The organism is Thermatribacter velox (assembly GCF_038396615.1).
Taxonomy (GTDB): domain Bacteria; phylum Atribacterota; class Atribacteria; order Atribacterales; family Thermatribacteraceae; genus Thermatribacter; species Thermatribacter velox.
The window spans coordinates 659,991-685,438 of sequence record NZ_CP121689.1; the positions used below are offsets into that span (position 1 = coordinate 659,991).

At 44.0% G+C, this 25,448-nt stretch carries 28 protein-coding genes and 2 tRNA genes; 25 read left to right on the forward strand and 5 right to left on the reverse strand.

All coding sequences use genetic code 11. The annotated features are described in order from the left end of the window. Window positions 1-20: 20 nt before the first annotated feature. Both QBE54_RS03270 and QBE54_RS03275 read left to right on the forward strand, forming a co-directional pair. A complete protein-coding gene (locus QBE54_RS03270; protein ID WP_369018927.1) occupies window positions 21-530 on the forward strand; it encodes a DUF2284 domain-containing protein in 510 nt (169 codons plus the stop codon). 94 nt (window positions 531-624) lie between these two features. Further along, window positions 625-1,749, forward strand: a complete 1,125-nt coding sequence (locus QBE54_RS03275) for an N-acetyltransferase family protein (RefSeq protein WP_369018928.1) — start codon at window positions 625-627, stop codon at window positions 1,747-1,749. A 3-nt stretch (window positions 1,750-1,752) separates the two neighbouring features. Here the strand turns inward: QBE54_RS03275 and QBE54_RS03280 are convergent, their stop codons facing one another. Further along, window positions 1,753-2,043: a hypothetical protein gene (locus tag QBE54_RS03280; RefSeq protein WP_369018929.1), complete on the reverse strand. Its 291-nt coding sequence runs from the start codon at window positions 2,041-2,043 to the stop codon at window positions 1,753-1,755. A gap of 234 nt (window positions 2,044-2,277) precedes the next feature. Between QBE54_RS03280 and QBE54_RS03285 the strand changes: the two genes are divergently transcribed. Then, window positions 2,278-3,537, forward strand: coding sequence for an amidohydrolase family protein (locus tag QBE54_RS03285; protein ID WP_369018930.1), 1,260 nt, complete (start codon window positions 2,278-2,280; stop codon window positions 3,535-3,537). A 32-nt stretch (window positions 3,538-3,569) separates the two neighbouring features. Here the strand turns inward: QBE54_RS03285 and QBE54_RS03290 are convergent. After that, window positions 3,570-3,645: transfer RNA gene (locus QBE54_RS03290), tRNA-Arg, on the reverse strand. A gap of 110 nt (window positions 3,646-3,755) precedes the next feature. On the opposite strand from QBE54_RS03290, the gene QBE54_RS03295 reads away from it, so the two are divergent. Continuing rightward, window positions 3,756-4,892 (forward strand): radical SAM protein, encoded by a 1,137-nt coding sequence (locus tag QBE54_RS03295; RefSeq protein WP_369018931.1) that lies wholly within the window; start codon window positions 3,756-3,758, stop codon window positions 4,890-4,892. A gap of 396 nt (window positions 4,893-5,288) precedes the next feature. Further along, the gene (gene speD, locus QBE54_RS03300; protein WP_369018932.1) at window positions 5,289-5,735 is read left to right on the forward strand and encodes an adenosylmethionine decarboxylase; all 447 of its coding nucleotides are present in this window, start codon (window positions 5,289-5,291) and stop codon (window positions 5,733-5,735) included. Window positions 5,736-5,824: 89 nt separating this feature from the next. On the opposite strand, the gene QBE54_RS03305 is transcribed toward speD, so the two are convergent. After that, a complete protein-coding gene (locus tag QBE54_RS03305) occupies window positions 5,825-6,166 on the reverse strand; it encodes a TraR/DksA family transcriptional regulator (protein WP_369018933.1) in 342 nt (113 codons plus the stop codon). Window positions 6,167-6,404: 238 nt separating this feature from the next. On the opposite strand from QBE54_RS03305, the gene QBE54_RS03310 reads away from it, so the two are divergent. From QBE54_RS03310 to QBE54_RS03365, 12 genes are all read left to right on the forward strand, one after another. Continuing rightward, complete coding sequence (locus QBE54_RS03310; RefSeq protein ID WP_369018934.1) at window positions 6,405-6,935, forward strand: ECF transporter S component; 531 nt, start codon at window positions 6,405-6,407, stop codon at window positions 6,933-6,935. Further along, window positions 6,908-7,963 (forward strand): 23S rRNA (adenine(2503)-C(2))-methyltransferase RlmN, encoded by a 1,056-nt coding sequence (rlmN, locus tag QBE54_RS03315; protein ID WP_369018935.1) that lies wholly within the window; start codon window positions 6,908-6,910, stop codon window positions 7,961-7,963. The genes QBE54_RS03310 and rlmN overlap by 28 nt, the downstream gene beginning before the upstream one ends. After that, window positions 7,960-8,976: a 3-deoxy-7-phosphoheptulonate synthase gene (gene aroF / locus QBE54_RS03320; RefSeq protein WP_369018936.1), complete on the forward strand. Its 1,017-nt coding sequence runs from the start codon at window positions 7,960-7,962 to the stop codon at window positions 8,974-8,976. The genes rlmN and aroF overlap by 4 nt, the downstream gene beginning before the upstream one ends. A gap of 1 nt (window position 8,977) precedes the next feature. Further along, window positions 8,978-9,490 (forward strand): prephenate dehydrogenase, encoded by a 513-nt coding sequence (locus QBE54_RS03325; protein WP_369018937.1) that lies wholly within the window; start codon window positions 8,978-8,980, stop codon window positions 9,488-9,490. A 32-nt stretch (window positions 9,491-9,522) separates the two neighbouring features. Next, entirely contained in the window at window positions 9,523-9,813 is a 291-nt protein-coding gene (locus QBE54_RS03330) for a prephenate dehydrogenase dimerization domain-containing protein (RefSeq protein WP_369018938.1), read from the forward strand. 1 nt (window position 9,814) lies between these two features. Continuing rightward, window positions 9,815-11,005, forward strand: coding sequence for a chorismate synthase (gene aroC, locus QBE54_RS03335; RefSeq protein ID WP_369018939.1), 1,191 nt, complete (start codon window positions 9,815-9,817; stop codon window positions 11,003-11,005). 74 nt (window positions 11,006-11,079) lie between these two features. Continuing rightward, on the forward strand, window positions 11,080-12,216 hold the full coding sequence (locus QBE54_RS03340) for a DegT/DnrJ/EryC1/StrS family aminotransferase (RefSeq protein ID WP_369018940.1): 1,137 nt from the start codon (window positions 11,080-11,082) through the stop codon (window positions 12,214-12,216). A gap of 2 nt (window positions 12,217-12,218) precedes the next feature. Continuing rightward, complete coding sequence (locus QBE54_RS03345) at window positions 12,219-13,166, forward strand: Gfo/Idh/MocA family oxidoreductase (protein ID WP_369019382.1); 948 nt, start codon at window positions 12,219-12,221, stop codon at window positions 13,164-13,166. After that, complete coding sequence (locus tag QBE54_RS03350; RefSeq protein WP_369018941.1) at window positions 13,145-14,530, forward strand: NAD(P)/FAD-dependent oxidoreductase; 1,386 nt, start codon at window positions 13,145-13,147, stop codon at window positions 14,528-14,530. The genes QBE54_RS03345 and QBE54_RS03350 overlap by 22 nt, the downstream gene beginning before the upstream one ends. A gap of 3 nt (window positions 14,531-14,533) precedes the next feature. Continuing rightward, window positions 14,534-15,316, forward strand: coding sequence for a 5'/3'-nucleotidase SurE (surE, locus tag QBE54_RS03355; protein WP_369018942.1), 783 nt, complete (start codon window positions 14,534-14,536; stop codon window positions 15,314-15,316). Continuing rightward, on the forward strand, window positions 15,309-15,596 hold the full coding sequence (locus QBE54_RS03360; protein WP_369018943.1) for an acylphosphatase: 288 nt from the start codon (window positions 15,309-15,311) through the stop codon (window positions 15,594-15,596). The genes surE and QBE54_RS03360 overlap by 8 nt, the downstream gene beginning before the upstream one ends. Further along, window positions 15,596-16,264 carry a protein-L-isoaspartate(D-aspartate) O-methyltransferase gene (locus tag QBE54_RS03365; RefSeq protein WP_369018944.1) on the forward strand — a complete coding sequence of 223 codons (669 nt, stop codon included), beginning with the start codon at window positions 15,596-15,598 and terminating at the stop codon, window positions 16,262-16,264. Before QBE54_RS03360 ends, QBE54_RS03365 begins: the two co-directional genes overlap by 1 nt. Here the strand turns inward: QBE54_RS03365 and QBE54_RS03370 are convergent. Then, complete coding sequence (locus QBE54_RS03370; RefSeq protein WP_369018945.1) at window positions 16,261-17,664, reverse strand: sodium:solute symporter family protein; 1,404 nt, start codon at window positions 17,662-17,664, stop codon at window positions 16,261-16,263. The genes QBE54_RS03365 and QBE54_RS03370 overlap by 4 nt on opposite strands. A gap of 234 nt (window positions 17,665-17,898) precedes the next feature. Between QBE54_RS03370 and QBE54_RS03375 the strand changes: the two genes are divergently transcribed. The 4 genes from QBE54_RS03375 to QBE54_RS03390 all read left to right on the forward strand — a co-directional run bounded on the left by QBE54_RS03375 (window position 17,899) and on the right by QBE54_RS03390 (window position 20,111). Further along, complete coding sequence (locus tag QBE54_RS03375; protein WP_369018946.1) at window positions 17,899-18,414, forward strand: cysteine hydrolase family protein; 516 nt, start codon at window positions 17,899-17,901, stop codon at window positions 18,412-18,414. 11 nt (window positions 18,415-18,425) lie between these two features. After that, window positions 18,426-19,310, forward strand: a complete 885-nt coding sequence (gene ftcD / locus QBE54_RS03380; protein ID WP_369019383.1) for a glutamate formimidoyltransferase — start codon at window positions 18,426-18,428, stop codon at window positions 19,308-19,310. Between the two features lie 103 nt (window positions 19,311-19,413). After that, window positions 19,414-19,902: an Hsp20/alpha crystallin family protein gene (locus QBE54_RS03385; protein WP_369018947.1), complete on the forward strand. Its 489-nt coding sequence runs from the start codon at window positions 19,414-19,416 to the stop codon at window positions 19,900-19,902. Window positions 19,903-20,033: 131 nt separating this feature from the next. Continuing rightward, window positions 20,034-20,111: transfer RNA gene (locus QBE54_RS03390), tRNA-Pro, on the forward strand. Between the two features lie 114 nt (window positions 20,112-20,225). Here the strand turns inward: QBE54_RS03390 and QBE54_RS03395 are convergent. Continuing rightward, the gene (locus tag QBE54_RS03395; protein ID WP_369018948.1) at window positions 20,226-20,987 is read right to left on the reverse strand and encodes a hypothetical protein; all 762 of its coding nucleotides are present in this window, start codon (window positions 20,985-20,987) and stop codon (window positions 20,226-20,228) included. 324 nt (window positions 20,988-21,311) lie between these two features. Between QBE54_RS03395 and QBE54_RS03400 the strand changes: the two genes are divergently transcribed. From QBE54_RS03400 to QBE54_RS03415, 4 genes are read left to right on the forward strand one after another with little or no spacing between them, the layout of a single operon-like run. After that, the gene (locus QBE54_RS03400) at window positions 21,312-22,067 is read left to right on the forward strand and encodes a GntR family transcriptional regulator (protein WP_369018949.1); all 756 of its coding nucleotides are present in this window, start codon (window positions 21,312-21,314) and stop codon (window positions 22,065-22,067) included. Beyond that, window positions 22,064-22,447 (forward strand): dimethylsulfonioproprionate lyase family protein, encoded by a 384-nt coding sequence (locus QBE54_RS03405; protein WP_369018950.1) that lies wholly within the window; start codon window positions 22,064-22,066, stop codon window positions 22,445-22,447. Before QBE54_RS03400 ends, QBE54_RS03405 begins: the two co-directional genes overlap by 4 nt. A gap of 1 nt (window position 22,448) precedes the next feature. Continuing rightward, window positions 22,449-23,954, forward strand: coding sequence for an FGGY-family carbohydrate kinase (locus tag QBE54_RS03410; RefSeq protein WP_369018951.1), 1,506 nt, complete (start codon window positions 22,449-22,451; stop codon window positions 23,952-23,954). Then, complete coding sequence (locus QBE54_RS03415) at window positions 23,954-25,396, forward strand: NAD-dependent succinate-semialdehyde dehydrogenase (protein WP_369018952.1); 1,443 nt, start codon at window positions 23,954-23,956, stop codon at window positions 25,394-25,396. Before QBE54_RS03410 ends, QBE54_RS03415 begins: the two co-directional genes overlap by 1 nt. The last annotated feature ends 52 nt before the right edge of the window (window positions 25,397-25,448 follow it).

Genomic DNA, 25,448 nt, shown 5'->3' on the forward strand with positions numbered 1-25,448 from the left:
CTTTGAAGGAGGCTTTGGATATGCATAAGTCTCTGGACTTCATTTTGAGAGAATTTCTCGGTGATAAGGTCAAAAAATATCGACTAATAGACCCCAAAGAAGTGGTTGTGGGAGAGTGGGTTAGATTGAAATGTCAGTATGGTTGTGATGGGTATGCCCAGTGTCTTACCTGTCCTCCTTATGCTCCCGAGCCTGAGAAGACGCGGCGAATTCTTGAGTGCTTCTCTTCAGCTGTGCTATTGTGGAAGCCGGAAGATTACCAAGAGTTGAGAAAAATTTGTGCAGATTTGGAGAGAACTCTATTCCTCGAAGGATACTACAAAGCTTTTGCCATGCCTTCAGGGCCTTGCGAGTTATGTGGTGAGTGCTCTTGTGAGTATCCCTGTCGTTACCCCGAAAAAGCTCGTCCTTCTATGGAAGCCTGTGGTATTGACGTTTATGCTACGGTTAGCAAATTTGGTTTCCCCATTGAAGTAGTACGTTCCAGAGACTGTAAAGCCAATTACTATGCACTTTGCCTTATCGAGTAAATCGACTTCAGGGTAAACGGTTGATATTGTCATTGTTCCATGATAAAGGTATTATCTTTAAGATATTCAAAGTTTTATCGGGAGTTGTCGATTTGTGGAAATAAAAGAAGCAAAAACCAGAAAGGAGAAGCAGGCATTTATTAAATTTCCCTTCCTGCTTTATGAGAACAATCCACTGTGGGTTCCCCCTCTTTTAAGTGAAATGAGAAGGATAATTCAAAACGCAGAGAGTCCTCTTTTTCAAAGTGGCCCACATGCTTTCTACCTCGCTTTGGAAGGCAGGGAGGTTGTGGGAAGAATTGCAGTGGGCATTGACGAGAAATTCAATCATTTCAGGAAGAAAAAAGAAGGTTATATCACCCTTTTTGAGTGCATCAATAGTAAAGAGGTAGCCAATGCGCTTTTTGTCGTTGCTGAGGATTGGCTCAAAAAACGCAAAGTGGATGCTTTTATAGGTCCGCTCTCACCTACCAACGGTGATGATTTCAGGGGTTTGCTCATCGAGAATTTTGAGGATCCTCCCCTCATTTTCACTCCCTTTAATCCTCCCTGGTATGTGAGTTTTTTCGAGGAATACGGTTTTGAAAAGTATCATACCTTTGTAGCTTATCGTTATGACCTTGAGCGAATGCCCTTTGATAGTTGCCAGCGTGCTATAGAGTATGCTAAAAGCAAATTTAATTTCAAGGTCAGGCCCATTAATTATGCCGAGTTTGATAGAGAAGTTAGAGCCATTCAAAGCATTTTGGCACAATCCCTTATTTCCCTTGAATATGATTATCTTGTTCCGCCTGCCGTAGAGGAGCTCAGCCGTATGGCAAAAGAATTCAAGAAGTTTATTCCTCCCAATTTTGCTCAAATTGCCTGGGCTGGGGAAGAGCCAGTGGGCTTTGCAGTGGCTATCCCTGATTACAACCAGGTTCTCAAGAAAATGAAAGGGAAACTTCTTCCTCTGGGTTGGTTAACTTTTCTCCTGGGTAGACACCAAATTAATCGGGGTAGGGCTTTTCTCCTCTTTGTAATCCCGCAATACCAGGGGAAAGGTGTTCCTGCGGCACTTTTATGGGAGATTTTTAAAGAAGTACGCAAAAGAGGTTATGTATTTGCTGAAGGTTCTTCCATAAATGCTAAAAATGTGAAAATGTGCAGAGAAGCAGAATCTCTGGGGGGCGTTCCTTATAAAAAATTTGCTCTTTACAGAAAGAGGTTAAAGGAATGACTTTTAAGGTTTTTGTTTCTCACCTTCTGGGGATTGATCTATTTCGAGGAGTTGCCATCCTGCGTAACCTTCTTTTTGACCACTGACTTTTCTACCAACGAGCGTTATTTTTGTAGAAAAGGGATGGGTTTTCAGGGTTAGAAAGGCTCTAACCAGGTTAGCTATGGTTGCTTCTTGAAAGACCAGTTCTATTCCATTGCTCAGGACTATTGTGGTGCGAATGTGTTTGTGGTTTTCAGGTATTTCCACAATAATTTTTTGGACGTCTTCGTTGCGGAATATTTGTGTTGGCATTGTTCTTTTACCTTTTTAATCATTTTAGGATTGACTAAAGATATTTTACCGGAAAAACAAGCTCTTCATAGCGAGCTCGTCGAAGTTTTAGGAGATGAGGAGAGATGCTTTGCGCTATTTTGACAGAATTATTAACCCGATTCAGTGTATACTGGGAGGGTAACCCTTGATCGGACGACTTTTGCTTGAGTCCAGTTTTCCATCTTTGCTGGTTGGAAAAAGGAGGGTTGTTCTATGTTCTTTGTTGAAGGTGATATTGAACACCAAATATGGGAAGCATTAATTGAATTTCCCAAGGTTGACGCACATGAGCATCTTCTACCCCAGCAAACCTTTCGGCAGAACCCGGACGTTCTTTTGAGCATACTTCAAGAAAGTTACCTTCCCTGGATATGCTTTGGAGTTCGGGATCTTAAAAAATTCAACTGGAATAAATCTTTACTCGTTGAAACAATGCGGAAAATTCCTGCCAGCGCTTTTTTGAAGTATCTTCAACATGCCTTTGAGTTTATATATGACTTTTCTGGAGATCTCTGCAGGGAAGAGGATTGGCAGGCTCTTCGGGAAATCGTCCGTCAAGCTTATGACAGAAAGGACCTGGTCGCCGAGTGGCTTGAGGAGAGATTTCACATTAAAAGGGTGATTCTTGACCGCTACTGGGTAGTGAATGACTATAACCTTGAACGAAAGCTGTTTGTACCGGTTCTGCGCATCGATCCCTATTTTTACGGTTTTTCCGCATTAGCTCGGGATCATGATGACCAGAGTCCTTATACCGAAAAAGAACAAAAGGGAAAAGAAATTGTCACTTTCGAGGACTATTTGAAACTTATTGATAAACGGATGGAGGAGGGCATAAAGCAGGGTGTAGTAGCCCTTAAGTGTGCCATTGCTTATGATCGGGGTCTTGATTTTCCGTGTGTTTCTCTGGAACGAGCTCGGGTAGCTTTTGAGAGAGAAGATGGTCAGGAATCGCCTGAAGAAATTCTTGACTTCCAGAACTTTGTTTTTCATTATTTTCTGCAAAAAGCTGTAGACTATGACTTGCCAGTACAAATTCATACTGGACCGGGGAAGTATTTCCGGGGAGCACCTTTTCGTCTTGCCCCACTCTTTGAACGCTATTCATCGCTTAAGGTTTCCCTTCTTCATGGAGGATTCCCATGGGTGGGGGAACCAGGTGCCATGGCTTACTTTTACCCCAATCTCTATCTTGATTTGACCTGGTTGCCAATTCTTTCGCCAACTTTTTCTGATTTGGCTCTCACTCAGTGGCTTGAAGTTACGGGGGGTACGCGCATCATGGTGGGTGGTGATTCCTGGAACGTAGAGGGAGTGGTGGGAGCTTTTCTTTTCAGCCTGGCGTCAATTGCCCGAGTCCTTGGAAGGATGGTTACCAGGAGATATATTTCAAAGAACCAGGCCTATGAAATAGGAAAAAGGATTCTCTGGGATAACCCCCTGGAATTCTTTGGGGCAAGAGTGAGAGCATAAAAAATTTAAGGAAATATTACAGCTTGGTCTTCTGGTGCGCCCAGAGGGAGTCGAACCCTCAACCTGCGGTTTAGGAGACCGCCGCTCTATCCTTTGAGCTACGGGCGCACCTCGATTTAATTTTATATAGCTTCATTTGCGCTGTCAAATTTGTTTGTGAAGGTGAGTTATAATTTGAATGGACTCAATTTGCGTGCCGAAATACGGGGTGGTGTTTTTTGGATCTGGATGGCAAAGTCAGGTTGCTTGCAGATAGCGCACGCTTTGATCTTTGTGGCTCTTGCTTTGGACAGCCTTCACGAAAGAGCAATCCACAGGGAGGGTGGATTTATCCGGTATCTCTCCCTGATGGAAGGGTAGTTAAAGTTCTCAAAATTTTACTTTCCAATGATTGTGTGCATGATTGTTTTTATTGTGCAAATCGTGCTGGTTCGCCATTTCGCAGGACTTCGTTGAAAGCAGAAGAGCTGGTTGCGTTGTTTCTCCGTTTGTGGCAGAAAGGTCTGGTTAAGGGCCTTTTCCTCAGTTCTGCGGTTTCCCGGGACCCCACCTGGACGATGAACGAAATGTTGAAAACTGTCGAGATGCTCCGTAAAAAGTTTCATTTCAGGGGCTATATTCACTTAAAAATTTTGCCTGAAGCCACGCGAGATTACATAGAGGAAGCGGTGCGTCTTGCTACTCGCGTGTCAGTGAACCTTGAGGCTCCCAGTCCTCATTACTTGTCTGCAATAGCTCCTCAGAAGAGTTTTTCCAGGATTATGGGCCTTTTTTCACTGCTTTCTGATTTGCGAAGAAAGGGCTTGTGTGCTCCAGCTGGGATTACCACACAGTTTGTAGTCGGAGGAAGCACAGAAAAAGATAGAGAGATTTTGGGCACGGCTTTTTTGCTCTATAGAAAATTCTGCCTGGCCAGAGTTTATTACAGTGCGTTTCAACCTGTTTGGGGGACTCCTTTCTCCGGCAGACCAGCAGTTAGCTCCTGGCGAGAAGTGCGCCTGTATCAAGTAGATTATCTTTTGCGAAGATATCAGTTTTCTCTGGATGAAATTTACTTTTCTGAAGACGGCAATCTTCCCCTGGATCAGGACCCCAAAACTCTCTGGGCTTTAAGGCATCCAGAGTTTTTCCCGGTTGAGGTTAACAAAGCTTCTCTTGGTGATTTACTGAAGGTGCCTGGCATAGGTCCGCTTTCTGCAAGGCGAATTGTCGAAGCCAGAAAAAAAGGGAAAATTGCGGATATTTCCTCTTTAAAAAAAATGGGAATCCGTGTTAAAAAAGCTTTGCCGTTTTTATTGATTGATGGTAAAAAGCCTTGTGATTCTGGGAGGAAGCAGCTATTTCTTTTTTGTTAAGCTAAATTATTCTTATATTTCTTGACAAGTTTTTGAAAAGATTTATAATTAGCTTTGCTTGTTTTGTTTATTCAGGAGGTGAAATGGGGATTCGACTTTAGCACCAAAGAGGTGTGATAGTCGCCCTCTCCCTATTGTTAAGGGAGAAGTGCCTCTCTAAAAACTAAATTTCGGGTTAAACCCCCGAAAGGAGGCACGGCATTTTGAAAAGGTTACGCCAGGCGATAAAACTTGTTTTACGGATATAGACAAAATGGTCACAACCTATTTTTCGAAAAATAGGTTGTGACCATTTTTATTGTAAAATTAATTATCTGTTCTTACTAAACAAGAACAGATAATTTTTTGTTTTTTTTGAAATTTTTCTCAAAAATTGACGGGAAGGGAGGGATAGCCATGAAGAAAATCCTGGAAGTGGGTACTCATCTGGTGATTGACGGGTACAGCGAAGACCCCGAGCTCCTTGGTAATGTGGAGCTGGTGCGTAGGTTTTTGGATGAGTGCCCAGACAGGATGAACATGACCAAAGTTCTTCCACCTTATGTTTTCAGGTATGGAGAAGAAGGAGAAAAAGCAGGCATATCTGGAATAGTGATCATAGCAGAAAGCCATATTAGCATTCACACTTTCCCAAAGCAGCGCTACCTAAACGTGGATGTATTTTCTTGCAAGCCTTTTGATATTGAAGAAGCAAAGCGTTACATTGTTGACTATTTCAAAATTTCCGATTACCAGCATCAGGTTCTGGACCGAGGAGTGGAGTATCCCAAGAACCTCGGTTTTGGAATGCCCTTGGTGCTCGAGGAAAGGTTGGGTGTTCTCGAGAAAATGGTACACACTTGACTCACTTCTTTTGCTTAGGCAGGGCAATGCCTTTCCTTTTCAAGGCATTGCCCTTTTTTATTTTCGCTTACACTTCAGCTATCTCTCTTTTAACTGCTTTTTTGGCACTCCATGCACAGGGTAGCGTAGGGTAAAGCTTCAAGGCGTGCTTTGTTAATGGGGCGTCGACATTGCTCACAAATGCCGTAAGTACCTTTCTCAATCTTTCTAAGAGCTCTTTCCACCAGTTGTAAAATGTTTTGCAAACTCTCCAGAGAACTTACTTCGATTTCCATATCCAAGGTGCCCTGTCCAAAGTCTCCTTCATCTCGAGATTCTTTGAGGGGATTACTGGTTTTGGTAAAGTTTTGTTCCCTTTCAACTGTGCTCAGCAGGTGCTCTCGCAGTTTTATCAGCTTGGTTTTAAGCTGTTCGACATCTTTTTTATTCAATTTAACCATTCCTTTCTCTTTTTACTCGCTTTCTTTTAAATTCTATATCAATTTCATGCATTATGGTAGGAAGTACAGTGCTTTACTTTTTGGAGGGCCATGCTTATTTTTCGAAAAATCAGAGATAAAATTAGAACTCCATAGGGAATTTCTATCTGGTAATGCCCTGCTGAATAAAGCTCGTATTTTAAAATGGCGACGCTTGTTGTAAAATATCTAAAAAAGTCGTGTCCTTCCTATGATTCGAAAGGAAACTTTGTTGCTTGCGGTAAGTGCACTGGGTGTAGTCGTGGTTTTCTTAGCCACTCTTTTACATGTACCTCTCGCTTCACACCGTTTTGGTTTTCATCTTGGTGAAGCAGTGATTTTTCTTGTGTCTGCTATTCTGGGCCCTTTCGTGGGTGCGATTACTGCTTCGCTGGGTTCGGTACTCGCTGATCTTCAAATGGGGTATTTGATATGGGTTCCTTTTACTCTTCTGGTAAAAGCTGGTGAGGGGTACATTATTGGAGAACTGGTAGCTCGTAGGGAAAGACTTGATTGGTATACCTTCTTTTGGGGAGCTTCGGTAATGGTAGGGGGTTATGGAGTGAGTGCTTTCGTTCTCTTTGGTTGGCCAGCTTTACTGGTGGAGGTTCCGGTTGATGTATTGCAATGTCTTTCTGGCTTTTTGATTGCTTGTTTTATTTATAGAATTTTATGTTTGCGATTTCCCAGACTAATTCTTTTACGGAGGCGAGAATGGAAGCCAAAAGAACCGCCATCATGAATTTTACACCCAAAGACCTCGCTGCTCTTCTTGAAGATTGGGGGGAACCTACCTACAGAGCCCAACAGATATTTGAGTGGGTTTATCAGAAGAGAGCTGATTCTTTCGAAACAATGACCAATCTTCCTCAAGATTTGCGTAAGAAGTTGGCCCAGGAATTTGTTGTGAATTCTCTGCACGTTGTAGAAACCGTTAGTTCGAGCGATGGAAGCCGTAAATTTTTGATAGCTTTAGCTGACGGTATGAGCGTTGAAACTGTTGCCATTCCTCACCGGGATAGATTAACGGTTTGCGTATCTTCTCAGGTAGGATGTCCAGTAGGCTGTCCCTTTTGTGCGACGGGACAGGCAGGCTTTAAAAGAAATCTGGAGCCTTCGGAGATTGTAGGTCAGGTTTGGTTAGTTGCGAAACAACTTGATAGAAGAGTTGATAACTTGGTTTTCATGGGCATGGGTGAACCACTGCTGAACTATGACAACCTTTGTCAGGCTTTGCTCACTTTGAACGCTCCTTGGGGGATGGGCATAGGAGCGAGACGTATCACTATTTCTACAGTAGGAGTTCCTCCTGTTATTTTGAAGCTTGCCGAAGATTGGCCCGAATTGCGCTTGGCAGTTTCTTTGCAGTCCCCTTTTCCAGAGGTTCGAGACTATCTGGTACCACTGAATCGGGTTTACTCTTTAAGATCCTTACTGGACGCTCTTAAAATTTACATCACACGCGTACGTCATCGGGTGACTATCGAATATACTCTTTGGGAGGGCGTAAACGACCGTATTAAAGATGCTTATGAACTGGTCAAACTTTTGAGAGGGCTCAACGTTTTTGTGAACCTCATTCCTGGCAATCGGGTAGATGGATTGCCTTTTTTACCGCCATCACCCGCCAGAGTTAAAAAGTTTTATAATATTTTAAAAGAGAATGGCATGGAAGTTTCGATAAGGCTTTCTCGTGGGCAGGACATAGAAGCTGCCTGTGGCAATCTATACAGGATTCATGGGTTGGAAAGGGGTTTAGGTAGACCATGATTATTGTTTTGCGTAGTGGCGCAAGCGAACAGGAGATTGAAGAGGTAGCACGCCGACTCAGGATAATGGGTTTTGGGGTGCACATATCTCGGGGAGTTGAACGTACCATTATTGGTGCTATAGGTGATGAGCGCAAGGCAAACATTGAAGAAAAAATTGGAGTTTTACCTTTTGTAGAAAAAGTTGTTCCTATTCTTACGCCCTATAAGCTTTCCAGTAGAGAGTTCAGAGGTCAGGACACAGTTATAGAGGTTGGGGGCGTAAGAATCGGTGGTGGTAAAATAACCATTATGGCTGGTCCCTGTGCTGTAGAATCCGAGGAACAGATCGTGTATACTGCCCAAAAAGTCAAAGAGGCAGGCGGACATATCCTGCGAGGAGGAGCTTTCAAGCCGCGTACTTCTCCTTATAGCTTCCAGGGGTTAGGGAAAGAAGGCTTGAAACTTTTGGCCAAGGCGCGCGAAGAAACGGGTCTTCCTGTTGTTACCGAGGCTCTGGGTATAGAAGAACTCGAACTGGTAGCGGAGTACGCAGATATTATTCAAATCGGTGCTCGCAACATGCAAAATTTCAGGTTGCTCGAGGCTGTAGGTAAACTTAGGAAACCAGTGCTTCTTAAGAGGGGAATGATGAGCACCATTGAGGAACTTCTCATGTCTGCGGAATATATTTTGGCTCAGGGTAATTATCAGGTAATTCTGTGTGAGCGAGGCATAAGGACTTTTGAGCCGTCTACCCGCAATACTCTTGATTTGAGCAGTGTACCTATTATTAAAAAACAGAGCCATCTTCCGGTGGTTGTTGATCCCAGCCATGGAACAGGCAGGAGCGACCTGGTGATACCAATGAGTCTTGCTGCTATTGTTGCTGGGGCTGATGGCTTGCTGGTGGAAGTTCACCCCAATCCCATAGAGGCACTTTCTGACGGCCCACAATCCATCACTCCTGAAATGTTTGCTGAGCTTGTAAACCACTTGCGCAGGATCCTACCCGTCCTGGGGAAGGAGCTTTGAAATGACTGTTTCAGTGGGGATTGTTGGCTTGGGTTTAATGGGGGCTTCTCTGGCCTGGGATTTCCTGAAATGGCCCCACTGCAGTTTTGTGAAGGGTTTTGATATTAACCGTTCTGTTCTTGAGAAAGCGAAACAGAAAGGACTTATCCACTACCAGGCTTCGTCGGCTGCTGAAGCAGCTAAAGATGTGGACCTGGTTTTTATAGCAACTCCTGTGCGGAGTGTGCCAGGCATTTTTTTTGAAATAAGAGAGGCTCTTTCCAGAGAGACGTTGGTTTTAGACATGGGGAGTACTCGAAACTGGATCTATAAGCAGATAAAACCTTTTCTGGAAAATTGCCTTTATGCCGGTTTCCATCCTATGGCGGGTAGCGAAAAGGGGGGATTTGATGAGGCCAGAGCCGGTCTTTTTAAGGGAGCACCGGTTCTGATAACCCCATTTTCCCCACTGGGGGAGAAAATTGTTCTGATTGACGAAATAGTAAACTTTCTGGGTGGCAAGGTTTTTTTTTAACTCCTGAGGAACATGATGCAGTGTGTTGTTTGGTGAGCCACCTGCCACATTTTATCGCAAACGCATACCTCTGGAGTATCCTTAGAGAGAAAAAGAAAGTGTATCCTTTTGCAGGACCTTATTTTAGAGATTTTATTCGGGTTGCGGGTTCCAATCCAGAAGTGTGGGCAGATATCTTCTGGACGAATCGAGAGGAAGTACTTGAGAGAATCTGGAAGTTTGAAGAGTGTCTTATGGAATTACGTGAAATCCTTGAAAGTGAAGACATCCAGAAACTTCTAAAATTTTTGAAAACCTTGGAGGACGGACGGAAGGAGCTTTGAAATGCTTCAGTATGTCACTGCAGGAGAGTCCCATGGCAAAGGCATAGTGGTAGTAATTCGTGGCTTTCCCTCCAATATGGAGGTAGATCTGGATTTTATAAACGAAGAACTGGCGCGCAGACAAAGAGGTTTTGGTTCTGGCCCTCGCATGGATATGGAGAAAGATCGCGTGGAAGTTTTGAGCGGGATTCGTTTTTGTAAGACTATAGGCAGTCCAATTGCGATTCTGGTTGAAAACAAAGACTACCAGAATTGGCTTGACATTATGACCCCCGAAGGATCGCCCCCTCCAGATTATAATCCAGTGACCATACCCAGGCCAGGTCATGCTGACCTGGCTGGTTTGATTAAGTATCGATTTAAAGATATTCGTAACGTCATTGAACGAGCCAGTGCTCGAGAGACTGTGGGTAGAGTTGTTGCCGGCGCTTTTGCTAAAATTTTTCTCAGATATTTTGGGGTTTCAGTAGGAGGATTTGTGGAATCAATAGGTGGTGTGCGTGCGGAGGGCGACTTGACATTTTCGGAAAAAGTTGCCCGGGCTTCTAATTCTTTGCTTCGTACTTTTGATAAGAAACAAGAGGAGAAAATGATTAGTTTAATTGAAAAAGCAAAAGAAGAAGGAGATACGCTGGGGGGCACTTTTGTGGTTGGTGCCAGCGGGCTTATTCCAGGTTTGGGTAGTTATACGGAGGCTGAACTCAGGTTAGATTCCCAGATTGCTGGTGCCTTAATGAGTATTCCTGGCATCAAGGGAGTAGAAATCGGAGAAGGCTTTCTTTCTGCACAAAAAAGAGGTAGTGAAGTTCATGACGCTATATTTTATGATTCCCTTCAAGAGGGATTTCCTTTTGTACGCAGGAGTTGTTATTCGGGTGGGCTGGAAGGTGGAGTAACCTGGGGGGATTTCTTATGGGTACGCTGTGCCATGAAGCCGATACCAACTCTGAGAAAGGGATTACCAAGCGTCGATTTGTCAACGCTCGAAGAAGTTCCAGCTCGTTTTGAGCGTTCAGATGTTTGTGCTGTTCCAAGAGCACTGGTCGTTGCAGAATCCGTATTAGCCTTTGTTTTGGCTCAAAGCTATTACCGAAAATTCGGTGGCGATGCCATTGAAGAAACCCTCGAGGCCTACCAAAATTACCAACAGTACATTTCAAAATTTGCTGGTAGACAAAAAGGACGGGGTTGACTATTGTTATTGTATTAGGGAACTAAAGTTTAAAGAACGGATTAAATAATTTTGGCGTTGAGGAAGGTTTGATGATGAGAATACCAATTTGCAAACCAGATATAGGAGAAGAAGAGCAGGAAGCTGTTCAGAAAGTTCTTGCTTCCGGGCATCTGGCTCAGGGTGAAGAAGTTGCAGCTTTCGAAAGCGAGTTTGCAGAGTATTTGGGAGTATCTAATGCTGTGGCTACTATTAATGGTACGGCTGCTTTGTTTGTTGCTTTGAAGGCTCTGGGGGTTTCAAAGGGCACAAAAGTGGTGACCACTCCCTTTACATTTGTGGCTACAGCCAGTGCCATTCTTCAGTGTGGTGGCGTACCTGTTTTTTGTGATGTTGATGAAAAAACGTTTAATATTGACCCTACTCGACTGGAAGATATACTTAAGCAAGATTCGGATGTACGGGGGATTGTTGTAGTGCATCTTTTTGGTTTGCCGTGTGCTGTTGAGGAAGTTGGATTTCTGGCCAGAAAATACGGTGTTTTCCTGGTCGAAGATTGTGCCCAGGCTCATGGGGCTCTTTATTGTGGGAAGAAAGTGGGTGGTTTTGGTGAGGCCGGTGTTTTCAGTTTTTATCCTACTAAAAACATGACTGCCGGCGAAGGTGGTATGATTGTTACCAATTCCGAGGAACTTGCCAGGACGTGCAGAATGCTCATCAATCACGGAAGCAAGAAGCGATACATTCACGAGATGCTCGGCTATAATTTCAGGTTGACCGACATAGGAGCAGCCATCGGTAGGGTGCAGTTGCGGAAGCTGGATAAAAACAATCAGAGACGGCGCGAGAATGCTCGTTTTTATGACCGGCATCTTTCCGGTACACCTGGGATAGAAACCCCTTTTGTTCCCGAAGGGTATTTTCATGTATATCACCAGTATACTTTAAGGGTCAAAGAGAAACGGAATGGTTTGCGCGATTTTCTGCTTGCTCAAGGCATTGGCTGCGAAGTTTATTATCCCCTTCCTCTCCACCAGCAACCTTTTTTGCAGAAGATTGGAAAAACCTACCATCTTCCAGTGGCAGAGAAGCTATGCAAAGAAGTGCTTTCAATCCCAGTACATCCACTCCTCAGTGATGAAGAGCGATGGGAAGTTGTTGAATCGATTCGTAATTTCCTGGCGGGTAACGAGCATAAATTTGTTGAGCTGGTAAAGGAGGAAAATTTTTGAAAGTGGTCAGGGTAGGTGTGGTTGGTGTTGGCTATCTCGGCCAGCACCATGCGCGGGTTTATTCAGAGCTTCCTGGAGTAGAATTAGTGGGCGTTGTTGATATTGATCGTGCAAGAGCTCAGGAAGTCGCTCGACGTTATTTTACTCGTGCTTTTTATGATTATCGCGATCTGTTTGGTCTTGTAGATGCTGTGAGCATAGTAGTACCTACAGTTTTGCATAGGAGCATTGCTGGTCATTTTATTGAAGCAGGCATCAATATTCTTATTGAGAAACCGGTTACTACTACCCTTGAAGAGGCCAAAGAACTTATGGAAATGGCCAACGCCAAGAAGGTGGTTTTGCAGGTTGGCCATATTGAACGTTTTAACTCTGCCGTTATGGAACTTGTTAAACTTATCACCCGACCTATTTTTATTGAGTGTGCTCGTATGGGTCCCTATCCAAATCGCAACACCGATGTTGGCGTCGTGCTGGATCTCATGATTCATGATATTGATATAGTTATGAGCATTGTTAGTGGGAAAGTGGTAGAGATAAGGGCTTTTGGTTATCCGGTTTTCTCTTCACAGGAAGATATTGCCAGTGCCCAGATTCTTTTTGATAATGGCTGTATCGTTAACCTTACCGCTAGTCGGGTGACTCGTAAAAAAATCAGACGTATGGAAATAACCCAGATTGATTCTTTCATATCCATCGATTACCTCGAGCAGGAACTGGCTGTTTATAAAAAAGCTTCTTCGGGTTTCCCTCAACTGATTGAAAAACCCATTATGCAGAAGGGTGAACCACTCCGATTGGAACTGGAGCATTTTATTCGTTGTGTGCGTAATGGAGAGCGTCCTCTGGTTGGTCTTGAGGAGGGCAAGAATGCCCTTGAAGTCGCTTTGAGTATTTTAGAAGAAATCAAAAAATCGGGTGGGCAAAAATGGAAAAAGGCTATGATGTAGTTATTGTAGGTGCTGGACCTGCAGGCATATTTACCGCGCTTGAGCTTTCCGAGCGTGGCAAACTGAAGGTGTTGCTTGTCGACCGGGGAAAAGAAATTGAAAAAAGGGTTTGCCCTGCTCGTTTAAACAGCGGGATATGCCAGAAATGTTCACCCTGTTCATTACTGTGTGGGTGGGGTGGGGCTGGAGCTTTTAGTGATGGCAAGTTGACCTTTTCAGATCAGGTTGGTGGGCAACTAAATTCTTATCTTGATGCGGCTTTTTTCAGAGAAGTTGTCAATTATGTTGACTCAATCTACCAACGTTTTGGCGGAACTTCGAAGGTTTACGGTGATGACCAAGATAAGGTTGAAGAACTCCGTCGCAGGGCTGAGATGGCTGAGTTGATTCTGGTGCCTTCTCGGGTAAGGCATCTGGGTACTGACCGTTGTAGAGAGATTTTGAAGAATATGCAGGAATATCTGCGTGGGAAGGTAGATATTCTCAGTGGTATGCCAGCTGAAGAGATACTTGCCAGCAATGGCAGAGTGAGAGGTATTAAACTTCAAAACGGTGAAGAAATAAAAAGTCAGTTTGTGGTAGTGGCTCCAGGAAGAGTGGGTGCTGATTGGTTGCGCAGGGAATGCATCAAGCTGGGTATTAAGCTTGAAAACAACCCTGTGGATTTGGGAGTACGCTTTGAGGTGCCTGCTTCGGTCATGGAAAGTTACACTCGCATTATGTATGAGTTGAAGCTGGTTTATTATTCACGAACCTTTGATGACAAGGTACGCACTTTTTGTATGTGTCCTTATGGAGAAGTAGTTACTGAATATAACGACGGTATCATCACGGTGAACGGACACAGCTATGAAAACAGAAAAACTCAAAACACGAATTTTGCTATTCTGGTAAGTACGAATTTTACTGCTCCTTTTCACGAGCCCATCGCCTATGGAAGGTATGTTGCTCAACTCGCTAACATAGTAAGTGGCGGAGTCATTATTCAGCGTTTGCGTGACCTTCAGATGGGCAGACGCTCTACAGAAGATCGCATACGCAAGTCAATGGTGAACCCTACACTTCGTGGTGCGAGCCCCGGCGACCTTAGCTTTGTATTGCCGTATCGCTTTCTTCAAGATATCCTCGAAATGATTTACGCAATGGATAAATTCATCCCAGGCATTAATTCCCCCCATAACTTGCTTTATGGGGTAGAAGTTAAGTTTTACTCTTCTCGAGTGAAGCTTAACCGGCATTTAGAAAGTGATATTGAGAACCTCTTTCTGGTTGGTGATGGTGCTGGTATAACCAGAGGACTGGTTCAGGCTTCTGCTTCTGGAGTGGTGGTGGCCAGGGAAATAGCAAGTAGATTAGGAGGATAACCGATGTCCAGACGACGGATTTTAATCACCAATGACGATGGATACCAGAGCGAAGGCATAGAGGCGTTGATTCGGGCTTTTTCCAAAATTGCAGAGGTCGTAGTGGTAGCACCACTTAGTGAACGTTCCTGTTCCAGTCATAGCATAACTGCTCACAAACCTCTCCGTGCCAGAGAGGTTGAAATTGCTGGTGTTAGAGGGTTCGCTATCGATGGCACGCCTGTTGATGCAGTTATACTGGGTTTGAACGTTTTTTGTAACGATGGTGTTGATTTCTTGGTTTCGGGCATTAATCGGGGGCCCAATCTTGGTTTTGATGTTTTTTACTCGGGTACGGTTGCAGCAGCTCTGGAAGGTGCTATTTCAGGTGTTCCTTCTCTGGCTGTTTCACTCGCAGTTTCTTCCTGGAACAACTATGAGCTGGCCGCGCATTTTGCGGTGAAGATTTGGGAAGATTTTTCGGAGATACTGGAGCGCGAGAGAAATTTGGTGCTCAACGTTAATGTTCCTGATCTTCCTGATTTGTCTTCGGTCAGAGGTGTTGCTGTTACGGAGTTGGGAGATCGTTTCTACTTTACAGTGGTCAAAGAAAGAAACACCTCTGAGCCAGGATGGAAAGAATTTGTTTTTGAGGAAGATAAAAAGGAGCGTACTTTGCAAAAAAATACGGACTTTTTCGCTGTTTATCATTCTTGGGTTTCGATTACTCCCTTGCGTCCTTATTTGACGGACTATAGACTTTGCGAGGAACTTGCCAGTAAGGTTGGCGTGATTGAAGATGAATAAGGGAAAAACGGTTCAAGGACGTCTGGTTTTAAAAGGACGGGTTCAGGGTGTTGGTTATCGGTATTTTGTTTTGAGAAAAGCTGGTGATTTTGACGTGGTGGGTTTTGTGCGTAATCTCCCCGATGGAAGCGTCGAGGTCGTTGCCGAAGGGGCAGAACCGGAAGTAAAAAGATTTTTTGAAGAGGTGAAAAAAGGACCAGCCAGTGCTTACGTGAGGGAAGCCCGGGAAGAGTGGCTACCCCCCACTGGGGCTTACTGGGATTTCAGGGTTCGTTATTAATGAACGCGTGGGATACTCCCCTGACTCTTGAACAACGTGAGCGAATGGTGGTCGAGCAGCTTGTAGCGCGAGGTATAAAGAATGAGCGTGTGCTGGAAGCTTTTAGGAAAGTTCCTCGTCATCTTTTTGTCCCTGAAGAATATGTATCTGTAGCGTATCAAGATTCCCCCTTGCCTATTGGAGAGGGGCAAACCATTTCTCAACCCTATATCGTAGCTTTAATGGTGGAATTGCTGGAAATCTCTCCATCTGATAAAGTACTGGAAATTGGCACGGGTTCTGGATATCAAACCGCGATTCTTGCCGAACTTGCTGCTTTGGTAGTTAGTGTGGAAAGGATACCTGCTCTTACCCAACGAGCTCTACAGGTGCTTCGTAGACTCGGGTATAAGAATGTTCATTTTGTGATCGGAGATGGGAGCAAAGGCGTTCCAGAACTTGCTCCTTATGATAAGATAATCGTCAGTGCCTGTTCAGACAGAATATATCCCGCTTGGGTTGAAGAACTGCGTGAAGGAGGGTATATAGTTTTACCTCTGGGAAAGAGCTACGCTTCTCAGGAGCTGGTCAGGGCTTCCAAGGGAAAGGATGGAACTCTGCGGCTTGAGTATTTCGGGGGTTGCGTTTTTGTCCCTTTGATTGAAGACAAGGATGCTCCTCATACTTAGCCTTCTTTGGTATTCAAGATCCAGAGGACGGTGGCTGAAGCTATTAGTGTCCATACCCCGGGCCACATTCCAAAGGGTTTCAGGCCGGTTATTTGCAGGATAAGGGAAGTACTGGCTCCAGAAAGTATGCTGAAGAAAGCAGCCTGCCATCTTCTCCTCTTTCCGTAAAAGGCTCCTATGGTTGCGGGTACCGAAGCAATCAACCCTGCCGAAGAAGCTACTGAAAGCAGTGCTATAAGGTTAACTCTTTGTATCGCGAATAGAAAAGTAAAAAGACATAGAATGGGTATAAAACTTCTGGTTATGATAAGCTGGCCTTTTTCAGGCAGGTTATGCCTTTTCAAAATATCCCTGACGAACATTGAGGAAAGAGTTAGGAAAATTGAATCAATGGTTGAGATCGCCGCGGAAAATATACCCACGGTTACCAGAAGGCTTATCCAGGGTGAGATGTTAAGACGAGACAAGATGGCTGGTGTGGCCAGATCTGGATTTTCAAGCTGGGGAAAAAGACAGCGAGCTGAAAAGCCTATCAAAATAGTGATCAGCGTATAGATGAAACCGTATATTGAGAAGCCAAGAATCATTTGACGAAGTTGTTTCAGTCCTTGAGGAACAAAGAGTCTTTGTGATACCTGGGGATTGGATATGGAAAAGAAAAACCAGGGCAGGGAAAGTCCCAGAAAGGTTTGAAAAGAAAAAAAGCCGTTTCCTGGCACTGATAGCCATTGGGGATAATCAATAACCAGTTTGTTCATCATTGTCCCAAAGCCCCCAAGGTATTTGTACACAACGATTAAAACCAGTATTACCGAGCTTGAAAGCATTATCATAGCTTGAAGGGAATCCGTGGTGGCCACTGAACGAAGGCCAGCGATTTCTGTCCAGAGAAAGGCAAGTAAGGTTGCAATGACAAGTCCAGATGCAAAACTTATTGCGCCCCCGGAAAGCATTTCCAGTAAATACCCAATACCCATTAATTGCGAGGCCGCGTAAGGGATGAGAAATACCATTGAAGTAAAGGCAAAAACGATTCCCACCAGCGGATGATTATATTTTAAAGAAAGCAGCTCCGCAGGAGTTATGCATCCACTTTCCTTGCTGAACTTTAAAAACTTTGGTCCAAATATTACAGCAAGTATTAATCCTGAGAGGTAGATTAACTCAAAACCCAGAGCCCCTACCCCGGCGCGATAAGTTAACCCGGCGAGACCCAACATCATAAAGGCACTGTAGGTAGTGGCACTGTAAGAAAGGGTATTAACCAGTGGTGAAATTTTGCGACTACCGAGAAAGTAATCAAAGAGACTTCTACTTCTTCCTCGAGAGGAGAGGATGGCAATCAGCGTGCCCCAAAATATGTAAATACCCAGAACCAGAATCAGGAGTTCAGTTTTCATCCGTCCATCGGTCAGTTATGCTTTTAAGCAGTATTATGCAGAGAATAGCGAAAATTATCCAGAAGGCGAAGGCACCATATATGTGGTGAACGCGGGAAAGGAAAAGATAAGGAACCAAATACGCTAAAAATATCAGTGTAAAATATAGAAAATACAAGACTCGGCACATGGTATTTCGATTGTATTAAGTTGAAAGACAAAAGTCAACGAGTAGCTAAGGGGGGTGTTTCCTTAATGAAAGCTTTGCTGGTGATTGATATGCTTAATGATTTTGTGCATCCCCAGGGTGTGCTTTACGTAGGAGAGCAGGTTAGGGGGGTTATCGACTTTTGCAAAAAGCTGGTTGAGAGAAAGAGGGGCGAAGGTAGCCCATTGTTCTTCATATGCGATACGCATCGCAAGGATGATGTGGAGTTTAAAATGTTCCCACCTCATTGTATCGAAGGTGAGTGGGGTAACCAAGTTTTGGAGGGGCTTCAACCTCAAAAAGACGATTACGTAATACCCAAAAGGCGTTTCAACGCCTTTTTTGGTACTCCCTTGGATATGTTTTTGAGAGAGATGAAAGTTGAAGAGCTGGAAGTGGTAGGAGTTTGCACTAACATTTGTGTTCTATATACTGTGGCTTCGGCAAGGATGCTTGGATATCAGGTTACCGTTTACGAACAAGGAGTAACCTCCTTCGATCTGGATGCTCATCGTTTCGCACTTAAAGAAATGCATGATACTCTTGGGGCGGAGGTGATTTGAACTTGCAACAGGTGATTCAAAGTGCGGTGAATGTAAGTACATCCTCTGAAGACGTGGTACGGAAAATGGTTTCGAATATTACTTGTGTGGAAGGGATAAAGCTTGCTGATTATTCTTTTGATGTTGACCATAACCGGTCTGTTTTCACGCTTCTTGGAGAAGGAAAAGCGCTCCAAAGAGCTATTTTGAAAATTTACGAGATAGCTTTCTGCCATATCAACATTAAGAAGCATCGAGGTGAGCATCCTCGTCTTGGTGCAGTCGACGTTGTTCCCTTTACCCCCTGGAAGGGTTCTACGATGCAGGAGTGCTGTTTTTTAGCCTGGGAGCTTGGTAAAAAGGTTTTTGAAAGGTTTGAGGTACCAGTATATTTTTATGGAGAAGCAGCCCGTGTACCCTGGCATAAAGATCTTTCTTTCTTGAGAAGAGGGGGATGGGAACGCTTGGAAAAGGCTATAAAAGAAGACCCCAGGTTATTGCCTGACATCGGGTCTCCAAGGTTGCACCCTACTATGGGGGCAACGGTAATAGGGGCGAGGGGGCCACTGGTTGCTTTCAATGTTAACCTGGACTGTAAAGAGATCAACGTGGCTAGGGCTATTGCCAGCCGTATCAGAAAGGAAATGGGTGGGCTGGGTTTTGTGAAGGCGATTGGAGTAAATCTTCGCTCAAGAGGTATGGTACAGGTTTCCTGTAATATTCTTGATTATCGCAAGAACCCGATATATCAGGTTTTTGAAATGATACAGCTTGAAGCACAGAAATACGGTGTTTCTGTCAAAGAAACGGAGATTATAGGCCTGGTACCCCTTGAGGCTATAGTTGGTACTTTTTCGTATTATCTGAAGCAACCCACTTTTTCAATGCAACAGGTTCTGGAGAATCATTTGACCTAAAATTTTTTTGACCTTTTTTGACTAAGCTATTGACATTTTGACCTTTACTGATTATAATAAAGGCGAACTTAAGGAAAAGAAAATGTGAAAGGAGGGATGGGTGATGGCCAGAAGAAGTGTTCCTGCTCGGAGAGAAGACCGGGTTTGGAGCCCAATAAGGAGGCTTTGGGATCTTTTCGATCTGCGCAGCGATCTTGACGAAATTTTTGATGAGCTGATGGAAGCACCATTCATAACCAGATCTCTTTGGAGTGCTGGTTTTCCAGCTGTAGATGTGGCAGAAACTGAGAACGAGGTCGTAGTTAAAGCTGAAATACCAGGTATTGATCCCAAGAATGTCGAAGTCAATGTTACTGAAGATACCTTGGAGATAAAAGGTGAAATTAAGGATGAGTGGGAAGAAAAGGACGTTGGCTATTGCCGCAAAGAACGCTATTGTGGCACCTTCGAAAGGAGCATTACTCTTCCTGTTAAGGTGAAACAAGATGAAGTAAAGGCCAGTTACAAAGATGGAATATTGACCATTTCCTTACCCAAAGTTGAACCCAGCAAACCTAAAGCAAGGAAAGTGGAAATTGAAGTAGAGAAATAAAAAGTAGCTTTTACTCGTAGCCTCCAGGTGAGTGTTGTGCCTCCCTGGAGGCTTTTTAGTTATAGAAACAATGTGTTATTTTGGGTGTGTTTGTTGCAGAGTGTTTTTTGGTGTGTTATATTTAGTTTTGTCGGGGCGTAGCGCAGCCTGGTTAGCGCGCTTGACTCGGGTTCAAGAGGTCGGCCGTTCAAATCGGCTCGCCCCGACCATTTCCAAAGTATGTTCAGAAATTTCTTTCTGGGCTTCACAGTTCTTTCCTTTAACGTTACTTTTTGTAGCGGCTAAAAAACCCGGTTTTCACGTAAAACTTTCTGGCTTCCTGGTTATTCCTCTCCAACAAGCTTTATTGTCCCGTTTTTCCAGGTTCCTACTTTGTAGCCATACATTGAGAAATGGATTGTGAGTTTTTCCGGACTCAAGGCTGGAAAGTTTGGGCGCAAAATTTCTCTGTATAGGTACTCTCCTGCTTCCTGATAGACATTTTTTATTTCCTCTGCACTCGTTGAAGGCCTTCCCTCTTCAAAGTTTACTTTCCAGGAAGGAGTAGGCCTGGTTTCAACGTACACTGCGAGTCCCTCGGTATCGGCATCTTCGGCAGGAGTTGCATAGAGGGACCACTGGATTAATTTGCTGGTTATGGTAGTTATTGAATTTTGACGTAGATTGAATTCGAGCACCTTTATTTTGAAAGAATCAACTGTTGCAGTAATTTCAGGTTGCCCTACTTCGGCTAAAGAGAGTTTCCCTGTGCCCTCTCTGGATTCCAGCGCCAGAACAGGTTTTTCTTCGCTATACAGAATAATTTGCGCTATTCCTTTTTCTGCTGGTCCAGTAGAAAGTGAAAGCTGCTTTTTTCCTGTCTGGTCGTAGAAGAAAATAACGGGGGAGTTTGCGGAATCTACTCCCATTCTTATCCGGGCCCTACCTTCCCTATCTTTTATGACTAATTCTTCGACAACCAGTTCTTTTATTTCCAGCGTTGCTGGAGCGGTTTCTTCTGAAAAAGCATTCACGGTAGTGAATAATACTACAAGGGCGATTAAGGCCGTAACCAGGTTCGATTTTAGCAATCGGAGCCTTTCCAAGGGTTCCCCTCCTTTATTCGAATGATTTACTCGGGTTTCGAAATCTTTTAGCGGAGTCTTTTGTCGAGATTTCAACCCCTTTTTTATTTTAGCATGTTTTTAGAAAAGGAATCTTAGATACCTTTTTAGATGTATGTAATTACAAATTTGGATAAAACTGTGAGATCGTCTACAAAAATCGGAAAAAACCCAGATTGAAAGCTTTTTGTTTAATTTTTATTCTATCTAAAATGGGAGGCATTGACATCCTCTACAGACTCATCTAAACTAATGGTAGTAACAAGTTTTTGAAAAAGTAGTAATTAATAAGAAGGGGAAAACACCTTGGCTCATAACGATTTACCCCTTTATCTTAAAATTTACCATCAGCTCCGTGAAGAAATTGAAAGTGGCAAATACAGAGTTGGTGATCTTTTGCCCTCTGAAGAAGAACTGGCAGAGACCTTTCAGGCGAGTAGAACCACCATTCGCAATGCACTTCAGGAATTAGAAAAAGATAACTTCATTTTCAGGAAAAGGGGAAAAGGCACCATAGTTCAAGAACCCAAGACTGCCCAAAATCTAAACTACATTAGCTCCTTCACTGAAACCCTGCGTTCTAAAGGTGTAGAAGTTGCCACTGGTACGCTTACTGTTGAACTGGTTCCTGCTCCTCCCAAAGTAGCTGGGGCGCTGGATCTTGAGCGAGGAGAGCTTGTTTACCTGGTGCAACGTACTCGAATTGCTGGAGGCTTGCCCATTGCCTTTATTACCAACTATCTTCTTCCCCGCATGGTTCCCGATTTAGAAAAGAAAAAAGAAGCTCTTCGTACCAAAGGTTTATATCAGTTGCTTGAGGAGGAGTATGGCCTTAGGTTGCATAGGGCGGTTGAAACTATCGAGGCTTACCTGAGTGGCCCCCTGGAGGCGGACCTTTTGCATATTCCTGAAAAAATGCCTTTATTTCATACGGTAAGAGTTGTTTACCTTGAGGATGGGATTCCTTTTGAAGTGGATATCTCAGTTATCAGAGCCGACAAGTATGAATATAAGGTTTTTCTTGAGGGAAGGCCAAAAGAAAACAGGAGGTCTTTAAAATGAGTTATTACAAAAAAAATTTGTCAGAGGTTCAACCTGAAAAAGGAAGCAACACTTTTGAGGAAGTTCTGAGCAAAATTGGGAGTAATGTAGTGCGAGATACCTGGATGTTGCTTCGAGAAAGTGATTCCGAGTCGCAAAAGATTCAGGTAGGTTATACGGTAGTCTACCCAGGTTGTTCTACCCGGGGTCACCAACATCCTCCACTTGAAGAAGTGTACTTTGTGCTTTCTGGTCAAGGAATCATGGAGATAGACCAGGATAGATTTGAGATTAAAGCGGGAGACGTTGTGTACATACCTTTTGGAAAGTTTCACCGTGCTGAAAATCCTCACTCACATGCTCTTTCTTACGTTTGGGTTACTGTGAAAAAAGAGGGTTAAAATGTCTGAGCTTCAGGGAGTTTTGGTGGTAGACATCGGAACCGAAACGGTGCGCAGTGCTCTTATTGATAGAGAGGGTAAAATCCTGGCACTTGCAGGCAGAAATCCTTCCTTTTCTTCCCCACGCCCGTCCTGGGCTGAGCAAAGTCCTCGGGAATGGTGGGAACTCTCGGTAGCTTGCATGAGGGAGCTTTTGGAGCGTTTTCCCGATTTTGAAGTTCTTGCTATTGGTGTAAGTGCACAGATGCATGCTGTATGCCCTGTGGATTCTCATGGCAATTTACTCCTGCAACTGGTTCCTATCTGGTGTGACAAGCGCTCTTTGAGTGTATGTAAGCGAGTGGCTTCGTTGCTGAGTCCAGAAAAACAGATTGAAAAGACTGCTAATTTGATAATACCCAACTGGATTGGCCCCAAAGTAGCCTGGATAAAAGAAAACCTCCCTGAAGTTTATAGACACGCAGCTTATTTTCTTACTGCCAAAGACTACCTTAATTATTTGCTGACTGGAGAGATTGCTACTGATTTTTCGGAAGCTTCTGGGACCTTTCTCTTTTCGTGGGAGAAGAAAACCTGGGATGACGATCTTTTTGAGCTTTTCGGGTTAGATAAGGAAAAGTTTCCCCAAATCATTCCTTCTTTTAAGGTGATAGGTACTACCAAAGAGGATATTAACGAGCTTCTTGGCCTCAAGAATTCAGTGCCCGTAGTTTGTGGTGCGGGAGATATGCTCTGTTTACTTCTTGGAGGAGGAATGTTTGAGGAAGGTCGTTCCTGTGATGTGGGAGGAACAGCTTCGGATGTTTCGGTATTTACACCTTCTCCCCTTTTGTCGCAAAAGCTCATGAATTTGCATCATGCTATCCCGGGCTGGATAAGTTTTGGCATTCTTGACAGTGGCGGAGGTAGTGTGCGCTGGTTAAGAGATGCTCTGTATAGATTAGGAAGTAACAATGGATCAGCTTCTTACCAGCTCATCGATGAGGAAGCTGCTCAGGTGCCCCCAGGGGCTGAAGGGCTAATGTTTTTCCCCTATCTACTTGGTGAACGATTACTTGGTTCTCCAAACGCAAGAGGTGTTTTTCTGGGTATTTTACCTCATCATCGTCGTGCTCATTTTGCGAGGGCTGTTCTGGAAGGAGTTTGTTTTGACTTAAAGATGAGCCTTGATGAGATTGAGCGTCTTTTTCCAGGTGAAATAAAGGAAATGTCCTGCATCGGTGGTGGAGCCAGAAGCGATTTGTGGAGTCAGATTAAAGCTGATATTTATCAAAAGGAAGTTTTTACTCTGGTAGAAAGTGAAGGTGGTATCCTGGGAGCTGGTATTCTAGCTTTCTCCGGTTTTTCAGGAATTGCCCCCCAGGAAGTTGCCCGAACTTGGGTTAAAGAGAAAAAACGATTTCATCCTTCAGACACAGGAGAATATGAGAAGACCTATAAACGCTTTAAGGAGATGCACGATTTATTACAACCTGTTTTCGAGAGATTTGGAGAGGAGGTTTCTTAATGCTGGAATATCATTCTTTGGTTAGTGGGGAGTGGGTAAAGGGTAGCGAGGGAGTAATAAATGTTATCGATCCTTCCTGTGGAAAGGTTTTTGCTACTGTTTCTAAGCTTGGTAGAGGGCAGGTTGCTGAAGCTATTGAAAGAGCTCATCAAGGATTTAAAGAGTGGTCGCGTACTCCGGCCCTTGAGCGAAGTAGGGCGCTTCTCAAATGTGCAGTTAAAGTTAGGGAGCGTTCGGAAGAAATAGGAAAGCTTCTTGCTCAGGAACAGGGGAAAAGTTTTGTGGATGCTCGCAAAGAAGTGCTTGGTGCTGCGGATTGCCTCGAATATTATGGGTATCTTGCGGTCAACATTTTGGGAGAAGTACCTCCCCCTAATGCTTTGAATTTGCGTAGCATTGCTATTCGTCAACCTGTGGGTGTAGTTTTCGCGGTTGCTGCCTGGAATTATCCGGTTAGCCTTATTTCCTGGAAAGTTGCTCCGGCACTTGCGGCAGGTTGCACGGTGGTTGTTAAGCCTTCTCGAGAAACTCCGCTTTCTACAATAGAGTTTATACGTGCTTGTGTAGATTCCGGGTTGCCCGAAAATGTTTTGCACGTTATAAACGGCGATAATGAAGTTATCAGCGAAGAGGTTTTCGTTAACCCCAGGGTTCGGCTGATAGCACTTACTGGTTCTACTGATACTGGCAAAAAATTTATAGAGGCTTCCGCTCGAAATGTAAAGCGCTTAATTCTTGAGCTCGGTGGTCATTCGCCTTTCATTGTGTTTGCTGATGCAGATTTTGATAAAGCGGTGAAAGATGGGGTGAAGAGGGCTTTTCGGAATGCTGGCCAGATCTGTAACTCAGTAAATCGCATTTTTGTTGAGGAAAGCATAAAAGACGCTTTTATAAAAAGTTTTGTCGAGCAAACTCAAAAACTGCGCCTTGGAGGGGCGTTTGATGAGCCACCTCCCGATCTTGGTCCTATGGTGAACGAAGCTGGTGTAAGGAGGATGGAGGAATTTGTTGAAGATGCTGTGAAAAAAGGAGCTCAGGTATTATGTGGAGGCAAACGACCTACAGAGCAGCGCTTGCAGCAGGGCTTTTACTTCGAACCCACTGTTTTGGTTAATGTTTCTCCCGATATGAAAATAATGCAGGAAGAACCGTTTGGGCCTCTGGTGGCGATAGATTCTTTTAAGACCGTAGAAGAAGCGGTTGAAAAAGCTAATTCAGTCCGTTACGGGCTGGTAGCCTATCTTTATACCAGAGATATGGGGAGGGCTTTCCAAGTCGCAGAAGCCCTGGAATGGGGTTCGGTAGCGGTTAATAATATCAATCCGGATAGCTTATTTGCACCCTATCCGGGATGGAAAGAAAGTGGCATCGGCCTTGAACTCGGCCACTATGGTTTGGAAGAGTACCTGGAGTGGAAACACATTAAACTGGAGGTGATGTGAAAAAGAAAAAAATTATTTCAAAGTTTCATATTTTTTGGAACCTTTTAAACAT